The sequence below is a fragment of the Sulfitobacter sp. CB2047 genome (assembly GCF_000735125.2).
Taxonomy (GTDB): Bacteria; Pseudomonadota; Alphaproteobacteria; order Rhodobacterales; family Rhodobacteraceae; genus Sulfitobacter; species Sulfitobacter pontiacus.
Genome location: NZ_CP072613.1, coordinates 631,777 through 656,482, shown reverse-complemented (window position 1 = coordinate 656,482; position 24,706 = coordinate 631,777). Strand labels below are relative to the sequence as shown.

Genomic DNA, 24,706 nt, shown 5'->3' with positions numbered 1-24,706 from the left:
TCACTTGCGGGTCCCCAGATGTGGTGACATGGTACGCGCAACAGGCTGGGGGAAACGTCCCCGGCACCGCATGACAAAAGGAGTTTTCCCATGCTGGAGAAGCGCGAGTTTTACATCAACGGTGAATGGGTATCCCCCGCCAAGCCGAATGACTATCACGTGATCGACCCCACCACAGAGGAGCCCTGCGCGGTCATCTCGCTTGGGGATCAGGCGGATACCGATGCCGCGGTTGCCGCTGCCAAGGCCGCCCTGCCCGGCTGGATGGCGACGCCTCCGGCGGAACGCATCGCTCTGCTGGAAAAGCTGCTAGAGGTTTATCAGGCCCGCGCCGAGGATCTGGCCAAAGCGATGAGCACGGCCATGGGTGCGCCGATGGATCTGGCCCGCACATCGCAGGTTGGTGCCGGTTCTTATCACCTGAGCAACTTCATCAAGGCCGCGAAAGAGTTCAAATTCGAACAGCCGCTTGGCGATCACGCCCCGAATGACCGGATCATCCGCGAAGCCGTGGGCGTTGCCGGTCTGATCACGCCGTGGAACTGGCCGATGAACCAGATCACGCTCAAGGTCGGCGCGGCGATTGTATCGGGCTGCACGATGGTGCTGAAACCGTCCGAGGAAAGCCCGCTGGACGCGATGATCTTTGCCGAACTGATTGACGAGGCAGGCTTCCCCAAAGGGGTATTCAACCTTGTGAACGGCGATGGCGTCGGTGTCGGCAGCCAGATGTCGTCGCATAAAGACATCGACATGATCAGCTTCACCGGCTCCACCCGCGCGGGCACGCTGATCTCGAAAGCGGCGGCGGATACGCTGAAAAAGGTCCACCTTGAACTGGGTGGCAAAGGCGCGAACATCATTTTCAACGATGCAGATGACAAGGCTGTCAAACGCGGCGTGCTGCATATGATGAACAACACTGGCCAGTCGTGTAACGCCCCCAGCCGTATGCTGGTGCAGTCGGATGTCTATGACAAAGCCGTTGAAGAAGCAGGCGCTGTGGCGTCGCAGGTTACCGTTGGTCCTGCCTCCGAAGATGGGCGTCATATCGGCCCCGTGGTCAATGAATCGCAGTTCAACAAGATTCAGGACCTGATCCAGAAGGGCATCGACGAAGGCGCGCGTTTGGTTGCGGGCGGCACCGGACGTCCCGATGGCTTGAACCGCGGGTTCTTTGTCAAACCCACCGTCTTTGCAGACGTGACCCCCGACATGACCATCGCGCGCGAGGAAATCTTTGGGCCGGTTCTGTCGATCATGAAGTTCGACAGCGAAGAGCAAGCGGTCCAGATCGCCAATGACACGGTTTACGGCCTGACCAACTATGTCCAGTCGCAAGATGGCGAGCGTCGCAACCGTCTGGCGCGTCAGCTGCGGTCGGGCATGGTCGAGATGAACGGCCAAAGCCGCGCCGCGGGGTCGCCCTTTGGCGGCATGAAGCAGTCGGGCAATGGCCGTGAGGGTGGCATGTACGGGATCGAGGACTTTACCGAGATCAAGGCCGTCTCGGGTTGGGCCGCTGAATAAGCTGTCCCTTCGGCATCGCCCACAAACACCAAGGCCACCCTGCGGGGTGGCCTTTTTCGTCTGCGCCCTATGGCCTTTAGAACGGTGCCTTGGCGCGGATCTTGGTCGAATGTCCGCCCTGAGGATGGTTGAACCGCAGCTCCTCTGAATGGAGCATCAGGCGCGGATACGCCAACGCGGGCCCCGTGGCGTAAAACGGATCGCCCAGAATCGGATGGCCGAGGCTCAGCATATGCACCCGCAGCTGATGGCTGCGCCCTGTCTTGGGGCTAAGGCGCACCCGCGCGGTGTCGCCTTCGTCTTTCAGCACACGCCAGTCGGTTTGTGCGGGTTTACCCGTTTCATGGCAGACCATCTGGCGCGGGCGGTTCGGCCAATCCACGATCAGCGGCAGATCAATGGTGCCGGTCTTTTCCTGCGGTACCCCCCAGACCCGCGCGACATAGGTCTTGCGCGTCATCCGCTTTTCAAACTGCAATCCCAGATGGCGCTGCGCATGGGGCGTCAGCGCAAAGATCATCACGCCCGAGGTGTCCCGATCCAGACGATGCACCAGCAGCGCGTCCGGAAATGCGTCCTGCACCCGCGCGATGAGACAATCGGCCAGATGTGGCCCCTTGCCCGGCACCGACAGCAAGCCCGCGGGCTTGTCGACCAGCAGCACTTCGGCGTCTTCATGCAGGACAACCAGCGGATCTTGGGGCGGATTATATTCTGTTTCCATAAGTGTCCGTCTCAGAGTTAGGGTAGGTTTTCAAGCCAATCTGTACCAAAGGACCCGGAATGCATCCTACTATTACCAAGATGATTGATGTTGTCGCCAAGGGGGATTCGGAAAAGATCGCCCCGCTGCTGGCGGAAGACGTCACCTTCATGCCGCCGACATATTACAAGACCTGGACCGGCCGCGCCCCTGTGGCAGCGGTTCTGGGGCACGTCGGCAATGTCTTTAGCGATTTCAAATACCGCCGGATCATGGGGGAAGGGACAGATTGGGCGCTGGAGTTCCAGTGCAAGATCGGGGATCTGGATGCCGTTGGCGTCGATCTGATCACCCTGGGTGACGACGGTCTGATCGCCAAATTCGAGGTGGTGATGCGCCCCTATAAATCCATCGGTGCCCTACGTGAGGCGATGAACGCACGGGTGATGAAAGACCCCAGCTTCCTCGCCTTCAAGGACGCGCTGTCCTGAGCGAATGATATAATGATCGAGGGGCGCGACATGTCTGCGCCCCTCCTCCCCCCTTGTCACGCCGGTTTGTGCCGCATCTGCCGGAACAGCGAGATCGAATAGATCACCAGCGCCCCCCAGATCAGCGGAAAGGCAATCATGCGCGCGCGCCCAAAGGGTTCGTCAAAGACCAGCACAGCGCAAAGGAAGATCATCGTCGGCGCGATATACTGCAAGATACCGATGGTCGACAGCCGCAGCCGCTTGGCTCCGTTGGCATAAAAGATCAACGGCACCGCCGTGACCACGCCGCAGCCCACCAGCATCCACGTATTAAACGGCACGCCCTGACCAAAGTGGTTTTGCCCCGTCATAATCAGGTAAACCAGATAAGCCAGCGCAGGGGCGAGCAGGATCAGGACCTCAAGCAGGAAACCCTGGTTCGGCCCGATCGGCAGCCGCTTTTTCGCCAGCGCATACAGCCCGAACGTGAATGTCAGGCTCAGTGCGACCCAAGGGAAGCGACCGGAATCAAGCGTCAGGATCGCGACGGCGACGGCTGCGAGCCCGATTGCCGCAAGCTGAAGTCTCGACAGACGTTCCCCCAGCAGCAGCGCCCCCAGCAAGATGCTGAACAACGGGTTGATGTAATAGCCCAAGGCCGCGTCCAGCGCATGACCCGAGTTCACCGCCCAGATGTAGATGCCCCAGTTGACCGAGATCAGCGTCGCCGTGACACAGCCCATCGCCAAGGTACGCGGCGACCGGAACGCCTCGCGCAGGGTGGCGGTGCGCCCCAGAAGGATCAGCACCAATGCGCCCACGGGCACAGACCAGATGACCCGGTGCACGACGATCTCTGCCGCGGGAATATGGGCGATGGCCTTCATGTACAGCGGCAGAAACCCCCAAAGACCATAGGCCCCGATCGCAAAGGCAAGCCCTTGGGGCGTGTCCTCGGGCGGGGCGGGCTGGGTGTTGGATAGGGTATCTGGGTTGCGCATATCGTGTCTCCTTGGGGTCTGCTTACGCCCGCAGGACCGCAGGGACCAGAGGGAAAGACTGACCCAAGGGCAGTTGCCCCACAGGCGCGCAAGATCAGCCCTTGATCACCCCTTAGGCATCGGCGTATGCGCGCTGCCCAACAGCACCCCGTAGATGACAAAGCTGACCGCCATCACGCGGCGGAACCAGACGTTGAACACCGCGCCCAAGGCAGCCCGCCCCAGCCCCGCCCCAAGCGCCGTAAACCCGGTATAGCTGGCCGCGGTCAGGGTCAGCGCCGTCGGCACGATCACGATCATCTGGTCCCAGATCGGGACATCCGGCTGCACGAATTGGCTGAAGGCCGCAAGATATCCGGCGACCGATTTGGGGTTGATCGTCGCAATCGCAAAGGCACGCCAATAGACCGACGCGGCGGGGCGATCCTCCATCATCACAGGCTTGCCCGCCATGACCAGCCCGCGCACGCCCAGATAGATCAGAAACCCTGCCCCGATCATCTTGGCCACAAAGAACCCCGTGGCCGAGGCCGTCAGCAGCGCCGTCACGCCAATCGCTGACAGCGCCAGAAACAGCGAGGCCTGCGTCAGGATCGCCAGCACCCCGACCATTGCCCGCGCAAAGCCCAGGTTCATCCCGTTGCTGATACAGTTCACCGCGTTCGGCCCCGGCGTGGTGACAAACACCACCCAGAACAGGGCAAACACGAGCCAAGCGTCAAAGCTCATGACATTTCCTTTGATCGACGGGCAGGATCACCGGCCTAGACGTTTGCGAAAACGGATTTCAAAATCGCGGCGAGTTCGTCGGCGTCGGTCTGGTCAAACGCGGCGGGCTGGTTGCTGTCGATATCAAAGACACCCAGCAGCTCTCCGGTGCCGTTCCAGACGGGCAGGACCAGTTCAGACCGCGTGGAGGACGCGCAGGCGATGTGGCCCGGAAAGGCATCCACATCCGCAACCAGCTGCGTTTCGCCCGTGCGCGCGGCGGCCCCGCACACCCCACGCGCGAAGGGGATCACCAGACAGCCATGCCCGCCCTGATAGGGCCCGATCTTAAGCAGCTCTGGCGCGGTCACACGGTAGAACCCCGTCCAGTCAAAGCGGTCGTCGGCGTGGTGCACCTCGCAGGCGACGGTGGCCATCAGCGCGACGCTGTCGGTTTCGCCGTCCGTCAAGGCGTGGAGGGTTTTGGAGAGGGTAGGATAGTCAACGCGCATAAAAGTGCCTTTTGTTACTGTCGGACCGGGGGGCTGTCTGCCCCCCGACCCCCGAGGATTTAGTCCATTTGGAGAATCAGGGGCGTTCGATCGCAATCGCGGTGCCTTCACCGCCACCAATGCAGATCGCCGCGATGCCCCGTTTCAGCCCGCGTTTTTCCAGTGCATTCAGCAGGGTCACGATAATACGTGCGCCAGAGGCCCCGATGGGGTGGCCAAGCGCACAGGCACCGCCGTTCACGTTCACGATGTCATGGGACAGCCCCATTTCATGCATGAAGGCCAGTGGCACGACGGCAAAGGCCTCGTTCACTTCCCACAGATCAACGTCGTCTTTCTGCCAGCCCAACCGGTCCAGCAGTTTCTGCGCCGCCGGTACGGGCGCGGTGGTGAAAAGCCCCGGTGCCTGTGCGTGACTGGCGTGGCCGAGGATATGCGCGCGGACATTCAACCCTTGGGATTTGGCTGCTGTTTCAGATGCCAGCACCAATGCCGCCGCCCCGTCCGAGATGGAAGACGCATTCGCCGCCGTGACTGTGCCGCCCTCGCGGAAGGCGGGTTTGAGTTCTGGGATCTTCTCGGGTCGTGCGTTGCCGGGCTGTTCATCCGCCGAGATGGTGACCGACCCTTTACGCGATTTCAGATCAACCGCTGCGATCTCGCCGTCGAACGCGCCGCTGCTTTGCGCGTCAAGCGCGCGGGACAGGGAGGCCAGCGCATAGTCATCCTGCACGGCGCGGGTGAATTGAAATGTCTCGGCGCAGTCTTCGGCAAAGGTGCCCATCAGCCGGCCCTTGTCATAGGCGTCTTCCAACCCGTCAAGGAACATGTGATCGATCACCTGACCGTGCCCCAACCGCGCGCCGCCGCGCATTTTCGGCAGCACATAGGGCGCATTTGTCATGCTCTCCATCCCGCCGGCGATCATGGTATCGGTCTGACCCAAGGCGATCTGGTCGAAGGCGATCATCGCCGCCTTCATCCCCGAGCCGCACATCTTGTTCAGCGTTGTCGCCGGCACCTCTTCGCCCAGACCTGCCTTGAAGCCGGCCTGACGCGCGGGGGCTTGGCCCTGCCCTGCGGGCAACACACAGCCCATCAGCACCTCGTCCACGGTATTGGTGCCGGCACCGTCCAGCGCCGCCTTGATCGCATGCCCCCCCAGATCGGCCGCGGTCAGATCGGCAAAAGCCCCCTGAAACCCGCCCATCGGCGTCCGCGCAGCCCCTGCTATCACGACTTTTTCCATTTCGTCCCCTCCCCGGGAAATGATCATCTTTTGGTAAGGTATCGGCGCTATGTCTTCTGGCGTCCGGGACACCTTGGAGATGACCATATGAAACTCTCAACCAGAACAGAAGGGCAGCTGCACATCATATCCGTGATGGAAGACCGTATTGATGCCGCCGTTGCCCGCGCCTTTAAAGAAGCCATGCGGGATATGATCGAAGATGGGCCACCTGTGGTTATTCTGGATCTGGGGCAGGTGAACTTTATTGATTCCAGCGGGCTTGGCGCGGTGGTGGCGACGTTGAAACTTCTGTTACCGGACCGCAGCCTCACGCTGGCGGGGCTGACGCCCTCGGTTGATCGGGTGTTTCGATTGACGCGGATGGACAGCGTTTTTCCCCTTTTCCCGACCTTGGACGCCGCATTGGCCGCGCAGGTGCCCGCATGAGCGCCCCGAACCGGAACGAAGGCACAGTCGGTCAGGCGGATACCCCCTATGGGTTCGAGGTGACGTTGGAAGCCTCTGCCGATGCGGTACGCGCGGCCCTTGGACATATCCGCACAGAACTGGCCGATCGGGGGCTATCGCAAGAAAACCTCGAGATTGTGGAACTGGTGCTGGCCGAGACGTTGAATAACGTGGTTGAACACGCTTATGCCGGATTGCCCCAAGCGGGGCTAATCGGGGTGCGCGGGGCCTATGCGCCTGATGACTTGCGGTTTCGCATCACCGATCTGGGCAAACCGATGCCGGGGTTCACCCTACCCCCGGGTGAAGCATTCGATGTGCTGAAACTTGCAGACGAACTGCCCGAAGGGGGATTCGGCTGGAGCCTGATCCGGTTGCTGAGCTGCGAGCTGGAATATTCGCGCACCGGTGATATGAACCTGCTGGCGCTGCGCATTCCGCTTGCCGCGGGGTAAGCTGGGTACGGGCGGCAGCCACTAGGGGGGGCCTTTGCGGCCAAGGGTTAAGTGTTGGTCACCTTTGGGGCAGCTTGAAGCAACGCTCCGCAATAGCGCCTCAAAGGTTTCATAATTCCGCCCAGCTTTGCGGGCAACGTCGGTTCTGTAGCTGCATATGGCTTCCCTCGGCGTTGCGTTTTAATAGCCCCCACCCAGTACGCAACGCCGAGGCACATTTACTGTGCCCAGCTCCCCTTTATGTACCCAGCTCCCCTTTAAGTGCCCAACTGCCCTTTAGTGATTGCCCGCCCGTCCTGCACCGCGCTACGTTCAGCCCGATGACAGCAACCTGAGGCCAATGACATGCGCGACTTTCACCTTCCCGGACGATCCCCCGTTCTGGCGAGCAATGGCATGTGTGCCACGTCCCATCCTTTGGCCGCAAAGACCGCTGTCGATATTCTTGAGCGGGGCGGCAACGCGATGGATGCCGCGATTGCCGGTGCCGTGCTGCTGGGGATTTGCGAGCCGCAGATGACCGGAATCGGCGGGGATTGCTTTGTGCTGTACTCGCCAGCGGGCAGCGACGAAGTGCACGCGCTGAACGGATCGGGCCGCGCCCCTGCTGCGTTGGATGCCGCCCATTTGCGGGACGCTGGTGAAAAGACGGTACCGCTGCGCAGCGCCCATGCCGTGACCATTCCCGGCGCGATCGACGCGTTTTGCCACCTGTCCGACACCATCGGCACCATGGGTCTGGACACGATTCTTGCCCCTGCGATCCGCTATGCCGAAGAAGGCGTGCCCGTCGCGGCACGTGTCGCCTTTGATTGGGGTAATGATGCGGGCACCTTGCAGGGGGCCGCACGCGATTTCTATCTGACCGGCGGCGAGGCCCCAAAGACCGGCGACATCTTCCGCGCCCCCGGTCAGGCCGAAGTCCTGCGTCGCATCGCCAAGGACGGACGCGATGCCTTCTATACCGGTGAGGTGGCCGAAGATATCGTCGCCTCTCTCAATGCGATGGGGGGCAAGCACACGGCAGAGGATTTTGCCGCCACCGCTTGCACCCCCGGTGAGCCCCTTGCCTCCACTTATCAGGGCGTTGAGGTGCTGGAACATGCGCCGAACGGTCAGGGGGCCACGGCACTGTTAATGATGAACATGCTGTCGCATTTCGACATTGCATCCATGGATCCTTGGGGCGCGGAGCGTGTGCATATCGAGGCGGAAACCGCCAAGCTGGCGTACGATGCGCGCAATCGTTTTCTGGCGGACCCGGACCATACCGCACGTCTGGCCCATATGCTTGCGCCCGAAACGGCGCAGGAGCTGGCGGCGTTGATCGACCCGAAGAAAGCCATGCCCGACCCCGTCGCCCTGTCAGAGGCGGTGCATAAGGATACGATCTATATCACCGTGGTGGACAAGGATGGGATGTCCGTGTCGTTGATCTATTCGATCTTCCACGGTTTCGGGTCGGGCATCGCGTCGGATAAATTCGGTATCCTGCTGCAGAACCGCGGTGCTGGTTTCACCCTTGACCAAGGGCACGCGAACGAGCTGAAGGGCGGCAAGCGGCCGATGCATACGATCATTCCGGGGATGATCAAACGCGACGGTAAGGTGATCATGCCGTTTGGCGTGATGGGCGGGGCCTACCAGCCCAATGGCCACGCGCGGTTTGTCTCTAACCTGACGGATTTCGGGCTAGACCCTCAGGCCGCCATCGACGCCCCCCGCGCGTTTTCCGACAATGGCATCCTCAGGGTCGAACGCGGCTATAGCGATGCGGTCCGTGCCGAGCTGGCCGAGATGGGGCATAAGGTCGAAATTCCGGCCACAGCCATCGGCGGCGCGCAGGCGATCCAGCTGCATGACAACGGTTTGCTGGAGGGGGCGAGCGACGCACGCAAGGATGGGTGTGCTCTCGGCTATTGAAAAAGGGTGGCAGGGCGCGGGTCACCCACGCTTTGCCTCAGTTCAGTTGGAAGTGCAGCGGATAGGCCCCATCGGTGAACGGGCCGAAGAGGTCGGGGATATCGGGATGGTCCACAGGTTCGCCCGAGTAATCGGCCACGAGGTTCTGCTCGGACACATAGGCCACGTAATAGCTTTGTTCGTTTTCGGCCAGCAGGTGATAATAGGGCTGGTCTTTCTCGGGGCGGCTGTCTTCCGGAATAGCCTCGTACCATTCTTCGGTATTGGCAAATTCGGGGTCCACGTCAAAAATCACCCCTCGGAAGGGATGTTTTTTGTGCCGGACGATCTGGCCCAAGTGGTATTTCGCGCGCGTTCTTATCATAACATCGGTGCACCTACCGTTCGTTCGTAGTCCCTTCAAGGGGCTTTTGTCCAATCCTGCGACGCGTAACCAAGGAAACAGTTTGTGAACCTCGTCCTGACAGTGCTTGAAATTGTGGCTCCTGTGTTCCTGCTCGCGGGGATCGGCTTTGCCTGGGTAAAGCTGGGGTTCGAGTATCGCATCCAGTTTGTGACCCAGCTGGCGATGACCCTATCGGTGCCCTGCCTGATTTTCGTGTCGCTGATGACAACGCAGATCGACCCCGCCGCGCTGAGCGCTTTGTCACTGGCGACAGTGGCGGCCTATGGCGGGGTGACGCTGCTGGCTGCGGTGATCGTGCGCGTGTTTGGGTTGAACCGGCGGACGTATTTGGCCCCGATGATCTTCGGGAATACCGGCAATCTGGGTCTGCCGCTCGCGCTTTTTGCCTTTGGCGACACGGGGTTGGGTTACGCCGTTGTGGTCTTTGCAATTATGGCCATCTGGTCGTTCACCTTTGGCATCTGGCTGGTGGCGGGGTCTGGCTCCTTTGGGAAAGTCATCCGTGAACCGCTGGTCTGGGGCACGGCATTGGGCGCATTGTTTCTGGTGCAAGGCTGGGAAACGCCGGTGTTTCTGACCAATACGCTGTCCCTGCTCGGTCAGATGGCGATCCCGATTATGCTGATCACATTGGGCGTTGCCGTGGCTCGGCTGTCCCCCGGCGGGATCGGGCGCGCAGTGGTGTTGTCGCTGATCAAGCTTGCGATCTGCATCGGTATCGCCGCCTTGGCGGGCTGGTTCTTTGACCTTGATAAAATCGCTTTTGGCGTGCTGGTCTTACAGGTCGCAACACCGGTGGCGGTGACATCCTACCTGCTGGCAGAGAAATACGGTGCGGATGCGCAGTCTGTCGCGGGGCTGGTTGTCGTCTCTACCGTGCTATCGGTTGCCGCTTTACCGCTTATGCTGGGGTTTCTGCTGTAATTTCTGGTGGGCGTCGGCAGGGCAATCTGATAAACTAAATGTAATAAAAACACGATAAAAGCGAGAGGCCGATGAGCAGAACCTTTTGCGCCCTGATAATTGCTGTGCTTTTGGCATCATGTAGTGGCGGTCCGACCAGTGCCCCACGAGACCTTGATAACGCATGTGCGATTCTCAAAGAGCGCCCAGAATATTACCGCGCATTCCGTGCAGCTGAACGCCGTTGGGGCGTGCCTGTCCATGTGCAGATGGCGACGATCCATCAGGAAAGCAAATTCATCGCGGACGCCCGTACGCCGTTCCGCTATGTCATCGGCGTGATCCCCATGGGCCGCCAGTCAAGCGCCTTTGGCTACAGCCAGGCGCTTGATGCGACATGGGATGAATATCTGGCCGAAGCTGGCGGTTTCCGCGCCAAGCGCGACCGGATCAACGACGCGTCGGATTTCATGGGGTGGTACATGAACAAGAGCCGCGACAAGAACGGCATCCCCCTGCATGACGCGGAAAACCAGTATCTGGCCTATCACGAAGGCAACACAGGCTATGCGCGCCAAAGCTATAATTCGAAACCCTGGCTGGTCGCCGTGGCCCGCAAGGTGCGCGCGCGCTCCGATATGTACCAGCAGCAGATTGCAGGGTGTCGCCTGTCACGTTGGTAAGCTGACCAACACAGGACAAAGAAAGGGGCCCCGAACGTATGTTCGAGGCCCTTTTCCCTTAGCGGTTCACCTGACCGGGGCTGCCGACGTCAAACAGTTTGTTGGGCAGGCTGCCGCCCTTCTGCAGGTCGCCCAGAACCACGGTGGTCTTGGTGCCGTTGCCGTCGTTGATGATCCACTGACGCAGCTCGACCGGGTTGCCGGTGAACTTCAGCTCGATATTGCCATATTCAGGATGCGCGGGGTCTTGGGCGCGCACGGTGGTCGCGGTGCCGTCATAGTTATGCCCCGTCACCATCTTGGCCTGACCAAGGTTCACATTCGCGGCCAGAATGATCGACAGCGGCGTTTTGGACAGCGGGTATGTCTCTGCCGGTTGGTTGGATTTCTTGTCGTAGATCACAACCGTATTGCTGCCCGCCACGACAATCCCCGAATCCGGCGCGTTGTATTCAAAGCGCACTTTGCCCGGACGTTTGATGTAGATCGTGCCGGTGCTGATCGAGCCGTCGTCGTTGATCTGGGTGAATTCGCCCTTGGCGGTTTTCAGATCGTTAAGATAGCCGGAAATCGCGTTCAGCGGCAGTTTGTCGGCGGCGGCGGGCATTACAGCTGCCAGCCCCAGACCAATGGCCAGAACGGTGGTGGTAACAAAACGCATCATAGTCTTCCTATTCTTATTCCAGTGCCTTGCCTTCGACATAGGGCTTCGCGTCATGATATACGATATCACGCAGCAGGATATCGCCTAACACGCCCGAAATGCAAAAGGGGCTGGCCTGTTCCCAAGCCAACCCCCGGCGTCGCAATGACGTTCCGATTATTTTTGCGCGCTACCCCTGCTCTGGTATCAGGATCTCGCGCTTGCCCACGTGGTTGGCTGGCGAAACAAGGCCCGCGTCCTCCATCTGTTCGACCAGACGCGCGGCTTTGTTATAGCCGATGCCCAGTTTCCGCTGGATGTAGGACGTCGAACACTTGCGGTCTTTTGCAACGATCGCCACGGCCGTGTCATATTGCGCGTCTTCGCTGTCGGTATTGCCGCCCAGACCCAGAACCGCGTCGATGTTCCCTTCTTGGTCATCGGATGGCCCTTCGACCACACCCGACACATAATCAGGTTCACCATAGGCCTTGAGGTGGTTCACGATCTCTTCGACCTCTTCGTCGCTGACAAAGGGGCCGTGGCAGCGCACGATCTTGGACCCGCCCGCCATATAGAGCATGTCGCCCATGCCAAGGAGCTGTTCGGCTCCCATCTCGCCCAGGATCGTGCGGCTGTCGATCTTGGAGGTCACCTGGAAGGAAATCCGCGTCGGGAAGTTCGCCTTGATCGTGCCGGTGATGACATCGACCGAAGGACGCTGTGTCGCCATGATCAGGTGAATACCCGAGGCCCGCGCCATCTGTGCCAGACGCTGGATGCAGGCTTCGATCTCTTTACCCGCGACCATCATCAGATCGGCCATCTCGTCCACAATCACGACGATATAGGGCAGCGCTTCGGGCTTGAATTCATCCGTCTCGAAGATCGGCTCGCCCGTATCCTCGTCAAAGCCGGTCTGGACGGTACGGCTGAACATCTCTCCCTTGGCCAGGGCCTCGCGGACACGACCGTTATAGCCTTCGATGTTGCGCACGCCCATCTTGGACATCTTGCGATAGCGCTCTTCCATCTCGCCCACGGTCCACTTCAGCGCGACAACGGCCTTTTTCGGGTCGGTCACAACGGGGGACAGCAGATGCGGGATGCCGTCATAGACCGACAGTTCCAGCATCTTGGGGTCGATCATGATCATTCGGCATTCTTCTGGCGTCAGCTTGTAGAGCAGCGACAGGATCATTGTGTTGATCGCAACGGATTTACCCGAACCGGTGGTCCCCGCGATCAGCAGGTGAGGCATCTTGGCAAGGTTCGCGACCACAGGGTCACCGCCAATGTCTTTGCCCAAGGCCAGCGGCAGACGCATGGTGCTGTCGCCGAAATCACGCGCGGCGAGGATTTCGCGCAGCACGACCTTCTCGCGGTTCTCGTTAGGTAGTTCGATCCCGATCACGCTGCGCCCCGGCACGGTAGACACACGCGCCGACAGTGCCGCCATAGAGCGCGCGATATCGTCCGCCAGACCGATCACACGGCTCGCCTTAAGGCCCGGTGCCGGTTCCAGCTCGTACATGGTCACAACGGGGCCCGGACGGACGGCGACGATTTCACCCTTCACGCCATAGTCATCCAGCACGTTTTCCAGCATGCGCGCGTTCTCTTCCAGCGCGTCGTCACTCAGGTGCAGGCGTTCGACATTATCCGGGCTTTCCAGCAGGTTCAGCGGCGGCAGTTCAAATCCGGGATGCGTGTCTTCAAAGGTCAACGCAGGCTGTGCCTCGGCCTGAGCCTGTTTGCTGGGCTGCACCGGCTTGCGCATCTGCGGCTGCACCACTTTGCGCGGCTGAGCCACGGGGATCTGCATGGCCGGTTCCCGCTCTGCCTCTTGCAGTGGCAGGTGGCTGTCGGTCATCGGTTCATCATCCAGAACCGCCATATCCGCGTCGTGATCCGGTTCGGAGGGGGTTAGCTCAAGCACGGGGCGCTCCGCGACCAAAGGTGCACGGCTTGCGGTTAAAGGCGGCTCCGCCCGAGTAGGGGAGGGGGCCGGCGCACCGGTTAATGGCGGCTCTTCGCGGCGGGCACCACGGGCGGTGGTATCCAGCAGCAGCGGATCAGGGCCACGGCCGCGACCGCGGGTCAAGGGGGCGGTGGTGGCAGTATGCACAGCCCCGCCCGTGCGCACGCGGCTTTTGATCACATCGGCGATCTTGGATTTGATACGGTCGCTGCTGGGGGCTTCGTCCAGCTCGGGTTCAGCCCATGTCTCGACCAGTTCAGGTTCGGGCAGCGGGTCGGCGCGTTTGACCAGCGTCGGCATTTTCGACAGGAGGCCGGTTTTTGGCGCAGGTGCAGGCGCGTCGCTATAGGCCAGTTCGTCGTCATAGTATCCTTGGCTGGCCGCGAATTGCGCGTTCTCCTCGGCCTCGATCCGGTTGCGTTCGCGGCGTTCAAGCTGGCGGGCCTGAATGCCCTGCGCGGCGGCAACCGCCCCCGACGCACCCCGCCCCAGAAGGGTCATCAATCCGGCATAAGCCATGATCAGCCCGACCAGCATGAAGCGGAACAGACGTTGCAGTTCAAGTCGGGTGAAGCCGACAACAAAGGCACCAAAGGCAAGGATCGCCACGCCCATCAACAGCGACATCAGCTTGATCGTAAAGGTCGACCCGATCGGCAGGACGGTCAGGATCACGCCCATGACCGTGTCGCCAAAAAGCCCGCCCAGACCAAAGCTATGGGTTTGCAGCCAAGCCGCATCCGGCGTCAGCGTTGCCCCGTAGATCGAACACAAGGCGACAGCAATCGGGGCAAAGATCAAACGGCCCACGGCGCGCTCCTCGCCGCGGTGCAGGGCAAAGCGTGCGCCCCAGGCCAGCAGGATTGCCGCGACAGACCACGCGCCCCAGCCCACGATCATGAACAAAGGCGCGGCCAGCGACGCGCCCATGCGCCCCAGCCAGTTCTGCACCGGCGCATCGGTGGACACCATAAAGTTGGGATCATCAGGGGTGTAGCTGCCGATCATCATGGCGGCCATAAGGCCCAGGGCGATCAGCCCGAGGCCCAGCAGCTCCTTGCCGCGTTTTTCGATCGCTTCGGCCATGTTGGTGTCTAGCAAAGGGTCGCGCCCACGTGTCTGATATGCCATTGCTCTGATCCCTCGTCTTATTCTGGATAGAGACAGCGGCGGATCGCTTCGATCCCGCGCGTTGTCTCTTCTTTTGGGGCGACCATCGCCACCCGAATATATTGTTTCCCGGGGTTTTCGCCGTTCACGCTTTGCGCCAGATAGCCGCCCGGCAGCACCCGCACGCCGGTTTCACGCCAGAGTTTCAGCGCCGCAGCTTCGTCATCTTCCACCGGCAGCCACAAAAAGAACCCGGCCTCGGGGCTGTGGTACCCGGGGACGTTGCCGAGAATCCGGTCGGCGACCTCGTATTTCTCGATGTAAAGCGCGCGGTTCTCGGCCACATGGGCTTCGTCGTCCCAGACCGCAGCCGACGCCGCTTGCAACGGTAGCGGCAGCGGTGCACCGGCATAGTTCCGCAGCTGCTTGATCTCGCGCATGGTATTGGCACCCGACGCGACAAAGCCGGACCGCAGCCCGGGCAGGTTCGACCGTTTCGACAGCGAATGGAAAATCACCACACGATCCGGATCGGCCCCGACCTCTTGCGCCACTTGTAGCGCCCCGACGGGCGGCGTGTCGCGGTAGATCTCTGAATAGCATTCATCCGCGAAAATCTTGAAATCGTACTTTTCTGCCAGCGCGATCAGATCGGCCCAATACGCATGGGTGGCCACGGCCCCCTGCGGGTTGGCGGGCGAGCAGATATAGGCCGCAGTGGTCCGGTTCAGCACATCTTCGGGCAGGCTGGCAAAATCGGGCAGATGCCCTGTTTCGCGCGTAGCAGGCACCATCACCGGATCAGCGGCACCGGAAATCGCGGCGATCATATAGACCTGATAGAACGGGTTCGGCATCAGAATGGCGGGCTTGCGGCCATTCTTTGTCTCGGGACAGGTGGCCATGACGGCGTTATACAGCCCTTCGCGGGTGCCGTTCAGCGGCATCACCTGCGTGTCCGCATCCACATCCACACCGTAGCGCCGCTTGATCCATCCGGCAATCGCGCCGCGTAACCGGGGCGTGCCGTCGTTGGCCGGGTAGCTGTTAAATCCGGCAGCATTTTCGGCAATCACATCGGTGACCCATGCCGGAAAAGCATGTTTCGGCTCGCCAATCGTCATGTGGATCGGCGTGCCACCGCCTTCATGCGCATCAAGCAATGCGCGCAGGCGCGGCCACGCGTGGGCCGGAAGGTTCGAAAACCGCTCGGGGTACATCATTTCACTGCCTCGGGTTCGGGATCATTCACGCCCCGTTTGTTCCAGAGTACCCAAGGGCTTGCCCCGCGTCCAGACATTGCAGGACGCAGGGCAAGGTTTGTGTCATTTAGGCCAAAGCCTCTTCGGCCGCTGCGGCAATGCGCAGCAGGTGCTCTTCGCCAAAGGGCTGGCCCATCAGCATGATCCCGCAGGATGGGGTGCCCGTGGGCAGGGTCACCGCCGCCAGCCCCATAAGATTCCCGATACGCGTGTTGCGCAGGGTCATGAGGTTGGCCGAGACGTAATAGTCATGCTCGGTTTCCAGCCGGTCCAGCTTGGGGGGTAGCAGCGGTGCGGTGGGGATCAGCACCGCGTCATAGCCCGCCACAGCTTTCACATAGGCCGCGCGGATCTGGTCGATCTTGGCCCAGGCTGCCACATAATCGGGGCCGGAGTGGGATTTACCCAAGCGGAACCTTTCAAGGATTTCGCCGTACATCGCATCCGGGTTCGCCTCGATCACGTCGCGCCACAGGCCGTAGGCTTCGGCGGTGTAAAGGCATCCGCTCAGCGGCATCGCCTCTTTGATCGGGTCGAAATCGATGTCCTCGATCACCGCCCCCGCTTCCTTCAGCCGCGCGACGGCATCGTCGAAAGCCGCCGCGGGGGCGTCTTCAATATCGTCGAACGCCACCGTGCGCAGGATCGCAAAGCGACGCCCTTCGATGTCGGTGCTGCCCATGTCCATCGGCTTGGACCCTTCGGTGAGCGCCAGCAACAGGCTCGCATCCTCGACCGAGCGGCAAAGCGGGCCGACCGTGTCGAACTTGGCCGCCAGCGGCACGGTCCCCTCAAGCGACACACGGCCCGAGGTGGTTTTCAGCCCCACAAGATCGTTCCACGCGGCAGGCACCCGCACCGATCCGCCGGTATCCGACCCGATCGCCGCCGCCGCCAGACCGAAAGCGACAGAAGCCGCAGCCCCGGACGACGACCCGCCCGACACGGCAGCTTCATCGTTCACGCAAGGGGGGGTGGCGGTGGTGGGGTTATACCCGAGCCCCGAAAACGCCAGCTCGCTCATATGGGTCTTGCCCAGACAGACCAACCCCATCGCGGTGGCATTCGCCAACACGCGCGCGTCGCGGTCCGGCACGCGGTCTTTCAGCAGGGCGCTGCCCGCCTCGGTCGCGATCCCGGCGGTGTCGAACAGGTCTTTCCAGCTGATCGGCACCCCGTCCAGTGGCGACAAACGCTGGCCCGCACGCGCGCGATCCCGCGCGGCACCCGCCTCGGCCAGGGCCCGTTCGGCGGTCACGCGGGCATAGATACGATCCCGCAGGGGGTGGGCGTCGATCGCGTCAAGATAGGTCTGACACAGCACAACAGGGTCGATCTGGCCGTCCCCGATGCCCCGTCCCAGATCTGCGGCTGTCATGGTTAACCACTCTTGCATGTTGCTTCCTCGAATAATGCTTTGGAAAAGGGACGGTAACGACGCCAGCGCGCATGGACAATCCCTGCTGCACGCCCATATCTAAAGCTATGGATTTTGATACAGATATCGCAATCGTCGGTGGTGGGCTGAATGGCCCGACACTTGCCTTGGCTTTGGCGCAGATCGGGCTGCGGGTCACGTTGATCGACAGGCTGCCCGCTGCCACGCGGGAAGATGCGGCGTTTGACGGGCGATCCTATGCGCTGGCGTTGACCTCGACACGGATGCTCGGGGCGCTCGGGATTTGGGATAATGTGAAATCCCACGCGCAACCGATGCTCGAGATCAAAGTGACGGACGGGCGCGCGGGCGAAGGCCCCTCCCCTTTCTTCATGCATTTCGATCACGCAGAGATCGAAGAAGGGCCGATGGGCCATATGGTCGAGGACCGCCACCTGCGCCGCGCCTTGGCAGAAGCCGTGAGCGCTGAGGCCCGCATCACGCGGCTGGACGGCGAAACGGTCATCGCGCAAGACGCCGCCCCGGCGGGCGTCACCCTGACACTGGAAGACGGTAAGACCCTGCGCACGCGTCTGGTTGTCGGCGCGGATGGTCGCGCCTCGGGCACCGCCACGCGGGCGGGGATCAAACGCATCGGCTGGGATTATGCGCAAACCGCGCTGGTCTGCGCCATCGCCCATGAAAAACCCCATCACGGGGTCGCGCATCAGTTCTTTATGCCCCCGGGTCCGCTGGCGATCCTGCCGCTGACCGAAAACCGGTCCTCCATCGTCTGGAGCGAGACCGCCGCCAACGCAGCGCATATTCACGCGCTGCCAGATGCGGGATACCTCGACGTGCTTCGTCCGCGCTTTGGTGATTTTCTGGGCGAGATTTCCCTTGCCGGTGCGCGGTACACTTACCCGCTGAGCCTGTCGCTGGCGCATTCGATGGTGGCACCGCGTGTCGCGCTGCTGGGGGATGCCGCACATGGGGTGCACCCGATTGCCGGTCAGGGGTTGAACGCCGGCATGCGCGATGTCGCCGCGCTAGCAGAGGTGATCGCTGATGCACAACGGCGCGGGCAGGATGTCGGGAGCACCACGGTGCTCGAGCAATATCAGCTGTGGCGTCGCTTTGATAACACCGCGCTGGCATTGGCGACGGACAGCTTCAACCGGTTGTTTTCCAACGACAACCCGCTGCTGCGTCTTGCACGTGATGTGGGGATGGCGGCAATTAACGCCCTGCCCGATGCCCGTCGCGGTTTCATGCGCGAGGCGGCGGGGCTGACGGGCACCCTGCCCCGTCTGATGCAGGGTAAGGCGCTTTAGGGCGCTATCCGCCCCGCCGTGTCAGTCGATAACCCGCGCTTCGTCCACCAGCATCACGGGGATACCGTTGCGGATCGGATAGGCAAGACCGGCCGCGTCCGAGATCAGCTCTTGCTTGTCGGCGTCATAGGTCAGCCGCATCTGCGTGCGGGGGCAAATCAGCGCCTCTAGCATGCGGCGGTCGAATGGTATCTCTTCGGCGTTCAATTCATCATCTCCCCTTCTTGGCCACCCCGCAGGGTGTATTCGATCAACGTCAGCAACGTCTCGCGTCGGGTAGAGAGGGATGGTGCCTCAAGCAAGGCCTGTTTGTCTTCGCAGTCAAGATCCAGCATCATCGACAGTGAATTGATCAACAGTTCATCGTCGGCCTCTTGCAACGTATCCCAATCTGCCGACAGGTTACGCGCGTCGAAGTAACGGCCAAGCGTGTTCAGGAAATTATCGCGGTCAAAACTGCTGTCCTGTTCATCCTTGCCAAGATCGCGTTCAAACCCGTCCCAGTTGACATCGCAACGGCGGTAGGGCGCGAAGCCTTCGACCTCTTTCACCACCCGAAAACGCGAGATCCCCGCGAGGGTGATCATATAGCGCCCGTCCTCTGTCTCGGAGAACTGGGTGATCCGCCCGGCGCAGCCGATGGTTTGCAGCCCCGGACCCTCGCGCCCCGGCACCACATTGGGCTGCACCATGCCGATCAACCGCCCCGGCGTTTTCAGACTGTCTTCGATCATCTGCAGATAGCGCGGTTCAAAGATATGCAGCGGCAACCGCGAGCGCGGCAGCAGCAATGCGCCCGACAACGGGAAGATCGCGATTGTGTCTGGCAGGTCCGATTGCTGTATCATGTAAGCATACCTAGGGCGCGCACAGCCTTATGCAAATATCATAGAGCTAAGTTTACGACGACCATTCAGCGCAATCGGATCGTTGGGTTTCAACGCCTCGAAAATGGTGAACAATTGCGTCTTGGCGGCCCCGTCATTCCATTCACGATCCTTGCCGAAAAGCGTCAGCAGTTGATCCACAGCGGCTTGCGTGTCGCCATGCGCATACAGCGCCTGCGCCAGATCGAAACGCGCCTGCATGTCATTAGGGTTGGCATCCACCGCCGCCTGAAGCTCTGCCACAGGGCCCGCGTCGGCTGCCTGTCGTGCCAGTTGAAGCTGCGCATGCGCGGCCTCAAGCTCGGGCGCTTTGGAGATTTCGATGGGTGCGCCGTTCAGATGCGCTTCGGCCTGATCAAGCTGATCCAACGCGATATAGGCGCGCACCATCCCGCTATAAGCACCGGCATGGTTCGGGTCTTCGCCCAGGATCGCGGCAAAAGTGTCCAGCGCGTCCTGCGCCGCCCCTTCGGCCAGCATGTCATCCGCAGCGGCCACGGCCTCTGACAGCTCTTCACCGGGGGCAGCGCCGCCGCCCGCTTTGATCACGCGGTCGATGAACGCCTTGATCTCGGACTGTGGCAGGGCCCCCTGAAACCCGTCAACCGGCTGGCCCTTGAAGAAAGCATAAACCGTCGGGATCGACTGGATCTGCAACTGGCCTGCGATCTGTTGGGCCTCGTCAACGTTGATCTTGACCATCTTGACCGCGCCTTTGGCCGCGCGCACCGCGTCTTCGAGCATCGGGCCAAGGGTCTTACACGGGCCGCACCACGGGGCCCAGAAATCGACAATCACCGGCACCGTTTGCGATGCCTCGACAACATCGGACATGAAGGTCGCTTCGCTCGTGTCTTTGATCAGATCGGCATCACCGGTACCGGCGGGGGAAAGGTTCAAATCCATCATATCAAAATCCTCGCTTGGGGTTGCCCTTTATATGAGGGCGCGTCTGTCTATTTCAAAGGTCGAATGTCGCAAAGACCGGCGCGTGGTCGCTGGGCTTTTCCCAACCACGGGCGTCGCGCAACACGCGGCTGGAATGTGCCGCGCCCGAGATATCGGGCGTTGCCCAGACGTGATCCAACCGGCGGCCCTTGTCTGCCGCATCCCAATCCTTGGCGCGGTAGGACCACCAGCTGTACAGGTTGCCTTGCGGGATATCCTGCCGCGTTACGTCAACAAAACCACCGGCGTCCTGCGTCTCGGCCAGCTTTTCGACCTCTATCGGTGTGTGGCTTACCACCTTGAGCAGCTTCTTGTGATCCCAGACGTCATCCTCGCGCGGTGCGATGTTCAGGTCGCCCACCAGAATGGATTTCTCGGGTTTGTCGCCGTGGAACCAGTCGCGCATGTCTGCCAGATAATCGAGCTTTTGGCCAAACTTCTCGTTCACCTCGCGGTCGGGCACGTCGCCGCCAGCGGGCACATAGAAGTTATGCACCGTCACCCCGTTTTCGAGCTTTGCCGCAACATGGCGCGCGTGGCCCAGCGTCGCAAAATCTTGATCACCGGCATCCTCCAAGGGCAGACGCGACAGGATTGCCACACCATTGTATCCTTTTTGCCCTCGCGCCACCATGTGGGTGTAGCCCGCTTCGATGAAGGCCGCGGTGGGGATTTTGTCGACCGGGCTTTTACATTCCTGCAAACACAGCACATCCGGCCCATGTTCAGCCAGCAGCTTGAGCACAATCGGTTCGCGCAACCGGACAGAGTTGATATTCCATGTGGCCAGCGTGAAAGGCATGAGGCAGCTCCCTTGGGTCAGATCGCGCGCACCCTACCGCGAAATGCGCAGCGTCCACCATGCCGAATTCCCGGGACTTCCGGGCTGCGGACAAAAAAAGACCGGGCACAAGGGCCCGGCCTAGTCCAACAGGGAGGTATGTATCATTTCCCGGATACAAACTTCGGGTTCAAACCGATCGACGGGTCATGAAAACCCCGTCTCTCGCAGGAATAACCAGTGGCGCCCGCTTGGGTTCCACAATTATGAAATAATTCTGTAACCGCCTGATTCAGTTAGCAAAATTCTTGCGTTCGAGGGATCAGGCTCGATCTTCTGGCGCAGACGGTAAATGTGGGTTTCCAACGTGTGCGTCGTGACACCGGCATTATAGCCCCAGACCTCGTGCAAAAGCGTGTCGCGCGGGACGACGCCCGCGGCAGCACGGTATAGGAACTTGAGAATATTCGTCTCTTTTTCAGTCAGCCTGATTTTCTTGTCGTCTTCGGTGATCAACAGCTTGGCCGACGGTTTGAACGTATAGGGCCCAAGCTGGAAAATCGCCTCTTCGGATTGTTCGTGCTGGCGCAGCTGTGCCCGGATGCGCGCCAAGAGAACGGGGAATTTGAACGGCTTGGTGACGTAATCATTCGCGCCCGCATCAAGACCCATGATCGTATCCGCGTCACTGTCATGCCCCGTCAGCATCAGAATCGGGCTTTTCACGCCCTGGGTACGCAGGTCGCGACACAGGTCACGCCCGTCGATGTCCGGCAGTCCAACATCCAGAATGACCAGATCATACAATGCTTCGGCGGCGCGGGTTTTGGCGTCTGCGCCATTGCCTGCTTCGAATACATCAAAGTCTTCGGTCAGCAATAATTGCTCGCTCAGCGCGTCGCGCAGGTCATCGTCATCATCTACGAGCAAGATTTTCTTTAGCTGGGCCATATCAACTCATCCTCTACAACTTTACTTTAGATGTGTTCACAAAGCCGTGCGTGCAAGAGTAGCAGGTGTTTGATCACACGACCGTGCGAAATTGTCGCGCAATGTTTCAATCCGCCGGTTTCTGCAGTAAGAAATGTGACAACATAACATGAAAGATTTCAAATCATGGTTTTTGGGCCCGATATAACCGAGCAACTGGCACGCGCCCGTGCGGACCTGCGTTTGGGCGTTCCCATTGTACTGGCGGGATCGCGGCCAGTTCTGGTTATGGCTGCCGAAACGCTGACGCCCGCGCGGTTGACCGGCCTGCTTGCCATGGGTGGCGAACCGGTGTTGGTGATCAGCGCCCGGCGCGCCGAAACCCTGAAAGCGCGCGCCTACGATGGCAGCTTTGCGCGTGTCCTCCTGCCACGGGACGCCACGTTGCGATGGGTGAAATCCATCGCGGATCCGGCGGACGATCTGCGCAGCCCCCTGAAAGGCCCGCTGGCCTGCGCACGTGGGGGCGATGCGACGCCGCACGGCCTGGCGATTGATCTGATCAAGTCAGCGCGCCTGCTACCCGCTGCTGTGATACTCGACCTTGCGGATGCAAGTCAGTTCGCCCAGCAAAACGGCCTGACGATGATCAACCTGAGCGCGGCACAACCGATCCTTGCCGCGCGCAGCCCCTTGCATCCGGTGGTCAATGCGCGTCTCCCGATGGAGGTCTCAGAGGCCGGACGTCTGCATATCTTCCGCCCCGACGACGGCGGAGAGGAACATTACGCCATCGAAATCGGCCGCCCCGATCGCAGCAAACCCGTGCTCGCGCGACTGCATTCGGCCTGCTTTACCGGCGATATCATGGGCAGTCTGAAATGCGACTGCGGGCCGCAGTTGCATGCCGCGCTGACGCAGATGGGCAAGGAAGGGCACGGCGTGTTGCTGTACCTCAACCAAGAGGGGCGCGGCATCGGGCTGACCAACAAGATGCGCGCCTATTCCCTTCAGGATCAAGGCTTTGACACGGTCGAGGCGAACCACCGTCTGGGCTTTGAAGACGATGAACGGGATTTTCGCTTGGGGTCGGACATCCTGACATCAATGGGGTTTTCGTCGGTGCGTCTGTTGACCAACAACCCCCGCAAGGTCGAGATGATGGAGGCAAGCGGCGTCAAAGTCGCAGAGCGCGTCCCTCTCAAGGTCGGCGAGAACAGCCACAACCACGCCTACCTTGCCACAAAAGCCGCCAAATCCGGGCACCTTCTGTGACACCCGACGATCTGGTTCTCACGCCGCGGGGCGTCCGGTTTCAGGGGCAACTTTACCCCTGCACCATCGGCAAAACCGGTATCACCCGCAATAAGCGCGAGGGCGACAAGGCGACGCCAGCGGGCATTCACCGCATTGTCGGGATGCTCTACCGTCCCGACCGTATTCCCGCCCCTGTGCCATGGGCGATGCCGATCGGCCCGCGTGATCTTTGGTCTGATGATGGGACGCAGGGCGACTACAACAGCCTTGTGCAGGCCCCCTACCCGCACAGCCACGAGGTTCTGCGCCGTGCCGACCCCCTATACGATCTGGTGATCCTGACAGATTGGAACTGGCCCGATGCCGTTGCAGGGCTCGGGTCGGCGATCTTTATCCACCAGCAGCGTCGTCCGGGGTATCCCACCGAAGGCTGCGTCGCCTTTTCACGCGCGCATCTGCACCAGATCGCCGTGCGGCTGACCCGCCACAGCAGGTTGATCGTCTAGCCTGCGCTACGTTCCCCGAAGATGGCGGAGCCGACGCGCACATGGGTCGCCCCAAGCGCGATGGCCTTTTCAAAATCGCTGCTCATCCCCATCGACAAATCCCGCAACCCGTTGCGCGCCGCGATTTTAGCCAGCAGCGCGAAATGCAGCGCGGCTTCTTCATCGACCGGCGGGATGCACATCAGCCCGCGCACGGGCAGATCAAGCGACAGACATTCCTTGATAAAATCGTCGGCATCCGCTGGAAGAACACCGGCCTTCTGATCCTCTTCGCCGGTGTTAACCTGCACGAACATATCAGGACAGCGCCCCATTTCCTGCGCCAGCCGCGCAAAGGTTTGCGCCAGTTTGGGGCGGTCAAGCGTGTGAATGACGTCAAATAATTCGAACGCGCTACGTGCCTTGTTACTTTGCAGTGGGCCGATCAGATGCAGCTTTACGCCGTCAAACTCCTGCCGGAAAGCGGGCCATTTGCCTTCGGCCTCCTGCACGCGGTTCTCGCCGAAACAGCGGTGACCTTCCGACAGCACCGCCGCAACGCGCGCGTCCGGCTGCACCTTGCTCACGGCGATCAGCTCAACGCTGCCCGGCGCGCGGCCTGCGTCGGTTTCGGCTTTGGCGATGCGGGATGTGATGTCGTGCAAGCTCATGTCAGTCGGCCCTTGTTGTTGAGGGCGCACAGAACAACAGCTT

26 protein-coding genes are annotated in these 24,706 nt (G+C 61.0%); 10 read left to right on the top strand and 16 right to left on the bottom strand.

The window, feature by feature from the left end:
* Positions 1–90 precede the first annotated feature (90 nt).
* Positions 91–1,530 carry an aldehyde dehydrogenase family protein gene (locus tag IV89_RS03115; protein WP_005850313.1) on the top strand — a complete coding sequence of 480 codons (1,440 nt, stop codon included), beginning with the start codon at positions 91–93 and terminating at the stop codon, positions 1,528–1,530.
* Between the two features lie 76 nt (positions 1,531–1,606).
* Here IV89_RS03115 and IV89_RS03110 read toward each other — a convergent pair whose 3' ends face one another.
* Positions 1,607–2,254, bottom strand: coding sequence for an RluA family pseudouridine synthase (locus IV89_RS03110; RefSeq protein ID WP_005850315.1), 648 nt, complete (start codon positions 2,252–2,254; stop codon positions 1,607–1,609).
* 59 nt (positions 2,255–2,313) lie between these two features.
* Between IV89_RS03110 and IV89_RS03105 the strand changes: the two genes are divergently transcribed.
* Positions 2,314–2,724, top strand: coding sequence for a nuclear transport factor 2 family protein (locus tag IV89_RS03105; protein WP_037942746.1), 411 nt, complete (start codon positions 2,314–2,316; stop codon positions 2,722–2,724).
* A 56-nt stretch (positions 2,725–2,780) separates the two neighbouring features.
* Here the strand turns inward: IV89_RS03105 and rarD are convergent, their stop codons facing one another.
* The 4 genes from rarD to IV89_RS03085 all read right to left on the bottom strand — a co-directional run bounded on the left by rarD (position 2,781) and on the right by IV89_RS03085 (position 6,176).
* Positions 2,781–3,707 carry an EamA family transporter RarD gene (gene rarD, locus IV89_RS03100; protein WP_037942744.1) on the bottom strand — a complete coding sequence of 309 codons (927 nt, stop codon included), beginning with the start codon at positions 3,705–3,707 and terminating at the stop codon, positions 2,781–2,783.
* A 105-nt stretch (positions 3,708–3,812) separates the two neighbouring features.
* Positions 3,813–4,436, bottom strand: a complete 624-nt coding sequence (locus tag IV89_RS03095) for a LysE family transporter (RefSeq protein ID WP_037942742.1) — start codon at positions 4,434–4,436, stop codon at positions 3,813–3,815.
* Between the two features lie 35 nt (positions 4,437–4,471).
* Positions 4,472–4,927 carry a GAF domain-containing protein gene (locus tag IV89_RS03090; protein WP_037942737.1) on the bottom strand — a complete coding sequence of 152 codons (456 nt, stop codon included), beginning with the start codon at positions 4,925–4,927 and terminating at the stop codon, positions 4,472–4,474.
* 76 nt (positions 4,928–5,003) lie between these two features.
* Complete coding sequence (locus IV89_RS03085; protein WP_037942735.1) at positions 5,004–6,176, bottom strand: acetyl-CoA C-acyltransferase; 1,173 nt, start codon at positions 6,174–6,176, stop codon at positions 5,004–5,006.
* An 87-nt stretch (positions 6,177–6,263) separates the two neighbouring features.
* On the opposite strand from IV89_RS03085, the gene IV89_RS03080 reads away from it, so the two are divergent.
* From IV89_RS03080 to IV89_RS03070, 3 genes are all read left to right on the top strand, one after another.
* On the top strand, positions 6,264–6,605 hold the full coding sequence (locus IV89_RS03080; protein WP_037942734.1) for an STAS domain-containing protein: 342 nt from the start codon (positions 6,264–6,266) through the stop codon (positions 6,603–6,605).
* Positions 6,602–7,081, top strand: coding sequence for an ATP-binding protein (locus IV89_RS03075; RefSeq protein WP_037942732.1), 480 nt, complete (start codon positions 6,602–6,604; stop codon positions 7,079–7,081). The genes IV89_RS03080 and IV89_RS03075 overlap by 4 nt, the downstream gene beginning before the upstream one ends.
* Before the next feature lie 345 nt (positions 7,082–7,426).
* Positions 7,427–9,004: a gamma-glutamyltransferase family protein gene (locus tag IV89_RS03070; protein WP_037942728.1), complete on the top strand. Its 1,578-nt coding sequence runs from the start codon at positions 7,427–7,429 to the stop codon at positions 9,002–9,004.
* A 37-nt stretch (positions 9,005–9,041) separates the two neighbouring features.
* Here the strand turns inward: IV89_RS03070 and hspQ are convergent, their stop codons facing one another.
* Positions 9,042–9,368 carry a heat shock protein HspQ gene (hspQ, locus tag IV89_RS03065; protein ID WP_005850331.1) on the bottom strand — a complete coding sequence of 109 codons (327 nt, stop codon included), beginning with the start codon at positions 9,366–9,368 and terminating at the stop codon, positions 9,042–9,044.
* A gap of 84 nt (positions 9,369–9,452) precedes the next feature.
* On the opposite strand from hspQ, the gene IV89_RS03060 reads away from it, so the two are divergent.
* Together IV89_RS03060 and IV89_RS03055 are read left to right on the top strand one after the other, a co-directional pair.
* Entirely contained in the window at positions 9,453–10,334 is an 882-nt protein-coding gene (locus IV89_RS03060; RefSeq protein ID WP_037942726.1) for an AEC family transporter, read from the top strand.
* Between the two features lie 71 nt (positions 10,335–10,405).
* Positions 10,406–10,996: a lytic transglycosylase gene (locus IV89_RS03055; RefSeq protein ID WP_174226590.1), complete on the top strand. Its 591-nt coding sequence runs from the start codon at positions 10,406–10,408 to the stop codon at positions 10,994–10,996.
* 58 nt (positions 10,997–11,054) lie between these two features.
* Here the strand turns inward: IV89_RS03055 and IV89_RS03050 are convergent, their stop codons facing one another.
* The 4 genes from IV89_RS03050 to IV89_RS03035 all read right to left on the bottom strand — a co-directional run bounded on the left by IV89_RS03050 (position 11,055) and on the right by IV89_RS03035 (position 17,388).
* Entirely contained in the window at positions 11,055–11,657 is a 603-nt protein-coding gene (locus tag IV89_RS03050) for an outer membrane lipoprotein carrier protein LolA (protein WP_005850339.1), read from the bottom strand.
* A 172-nt stretch (positions 11,658–11,829) separates the two neighbouring features.
* Positions 11,830–14,751, bottom strand: a complete 2,922-nt coding sequence (locus IV89_RS03045) for a DNA translocase FtsK 4TM domain-containing protein (protein WP_037942724.1) — start codon at positions 14,749–14,751, stop codon at positions 11,830–11,832.
* A 17-nt stretch (positions 14,752–14,768) separates the two neighbouring features.
* Complete coding sequence (locus tag IV89_RS03040) at positions 14,769–15,950, bottom strand: aminotransferase class I/II-fold pyridoxal phosphate-dependent enzyme (RefSeq protein ID WP_037942887.1); 1,182 nt, start codon at positions 15,948–15,950, stop codon at positions 14,769–14,771.
* Between the two features lie 109 nt (positions 15,951–16,059).
* Positions 16,060–17,388 carry an amidase family protein gene (locus tag IV89_RS03035; RefSeq protein WP_037942722.1) on the bottom strand — a complete coding sequence of 443 codons (1,329 nt, stop codon included), beginning with the start codon at positions 17,386–17,388 and terminating at the stop codon, positions 16,060–16,062.
* An 89-nt stretch (positions 17,389–17,477) separates the two neighbouring features.
* Between IV89_RS03035 and IV89_RS03030 the strand changes: the two genes are divergently transcribed.
* Positions 17,478–18,704: an FAD-dependent monooxygenase gene (locus IV89_RS03030; protein ID WP_037942719.1), complete on the top strand. Its 1,227-nt coding sequence runs from the start codon at positions 17,478–17,480 to the stop codon at positions 18,702–18,704.
* Between the two features lie 21 nt (positions 18,705–18,725).
* Here IV89_RS03030 and IV89_RS03025 read toward each other — a convergent pair whose 3' ends face one another.
* The 5 genes from IV89_RS03025 to IV89_RS03005 all read right to left on the bottom strand — a co-directional run bounded on the left by IV89_RS03025 (position 18,726) and on the right by IV89_RS03005 (position 22,271).
* Positions 18,726–18,878, bottom strand: a complete 153-nt coding sequence (locus tag IV89_RS03025) for a Trm112 family protein (RefSeq protein WP_180829218.1) — start codon at positions 18,876–18,878, stop codon at positions 18,726–18,728.
* Between the two features lie 29 nt (positions 18,879–18,907).
* Complete coding sequence (locus IV89_RS03020) at positions 18,908–19,552, bottom strand: LON peptidase substrate-binding domain-containing protein (RefSeq protein WP_037942717.1); 645 nt, start codon at positions 19,550–19,552, stop codon at positions 18,908–18,910.
* A 27-nt stretch (positions 19,553–19,579) separates the two neighbouring features.
* Entirely contained in the window at positions 19,580–20,500 is a 921-nt protein-coding gene (gene trxA, locus IV89_RS03015; RefSeq protein ID WP_037942714.1) for a thioredoxin, read from the bottom strand.
* Between the two features lie 52 nt (positions 20,501–20,552).
* Positions 20,553–21,341 (bottom strand): exodeoxyribonuclease III, encoded by a 789-nt coding sequence (locus IV89_RS03010; RefSeq protein ID WP_037942712.1) that lies wholly within the window; start codon positions 21,339–21,341, stop codon positions 20,553–20,555.
* A gap of 243 nt (positions 21,342–21,584) precedes the next feature.
* Positions 21,585–22,271 (bottom strand): response regulator transcription factor, encoded by a 687-nt coding sequence (locus tag IV89_RS03005; RefSeq protein WP_005850360.1) that lies wholly within the window; start codon positions 22,269–22,271, stop codon positions 21,585–21,587.
* A gap of 165 nt (positions 22,272–22,436) precedes the next feature.
* Here IV89_RS03005 and ribA point away from each other — a divergent pair, with 165 nt between their 5' ends.
* Entirely contained in the window at positions 22,437–23,525 is a 1,089-nt protein-coding gene (gene ribA / locus IV89_RS03000) for a GTP cyclohydrolase II (protein ID WP_037942710.1), read from the top strand.
* Complete coding sequence (locus IV89_RS02995) at positions 23,522–24,013, top strand: L,D-transpeptidase family protein (protein WP_037942707.1); 492 nt, start codon at positions 23,522–23,524, stop codon at positions 24,011–24,013. The genes ribA and IV89_RS02995 overlap by 4 nt, the downstream gene beginning before the upstream one ends.
* On the opposite strand, the gene IV89_RS02990 is transcribed toward IV89_RS02995, so the two are convergent.
* Positions 24,010–24,663 carry a YggS family pyridoxal phosphate-dependent enzyme gene (locus IV89_RS02990; RefSeq protein WP_037942706.1) on the bottom strand — a complete coding sequence of 218 codons (654 nt, stop codon included), beginning with the start codon at positions 24,661–24,663 and terminating at the stop codon, positions 24,010–24,012. The two genes, IV89_RS02995 and IV89_RS02990, sit on opposite strands and share 4 nt — an antisense overlap.
* Between the last annotated feature and the right edge of the window lie 43 nt (positions 24,664–24,706).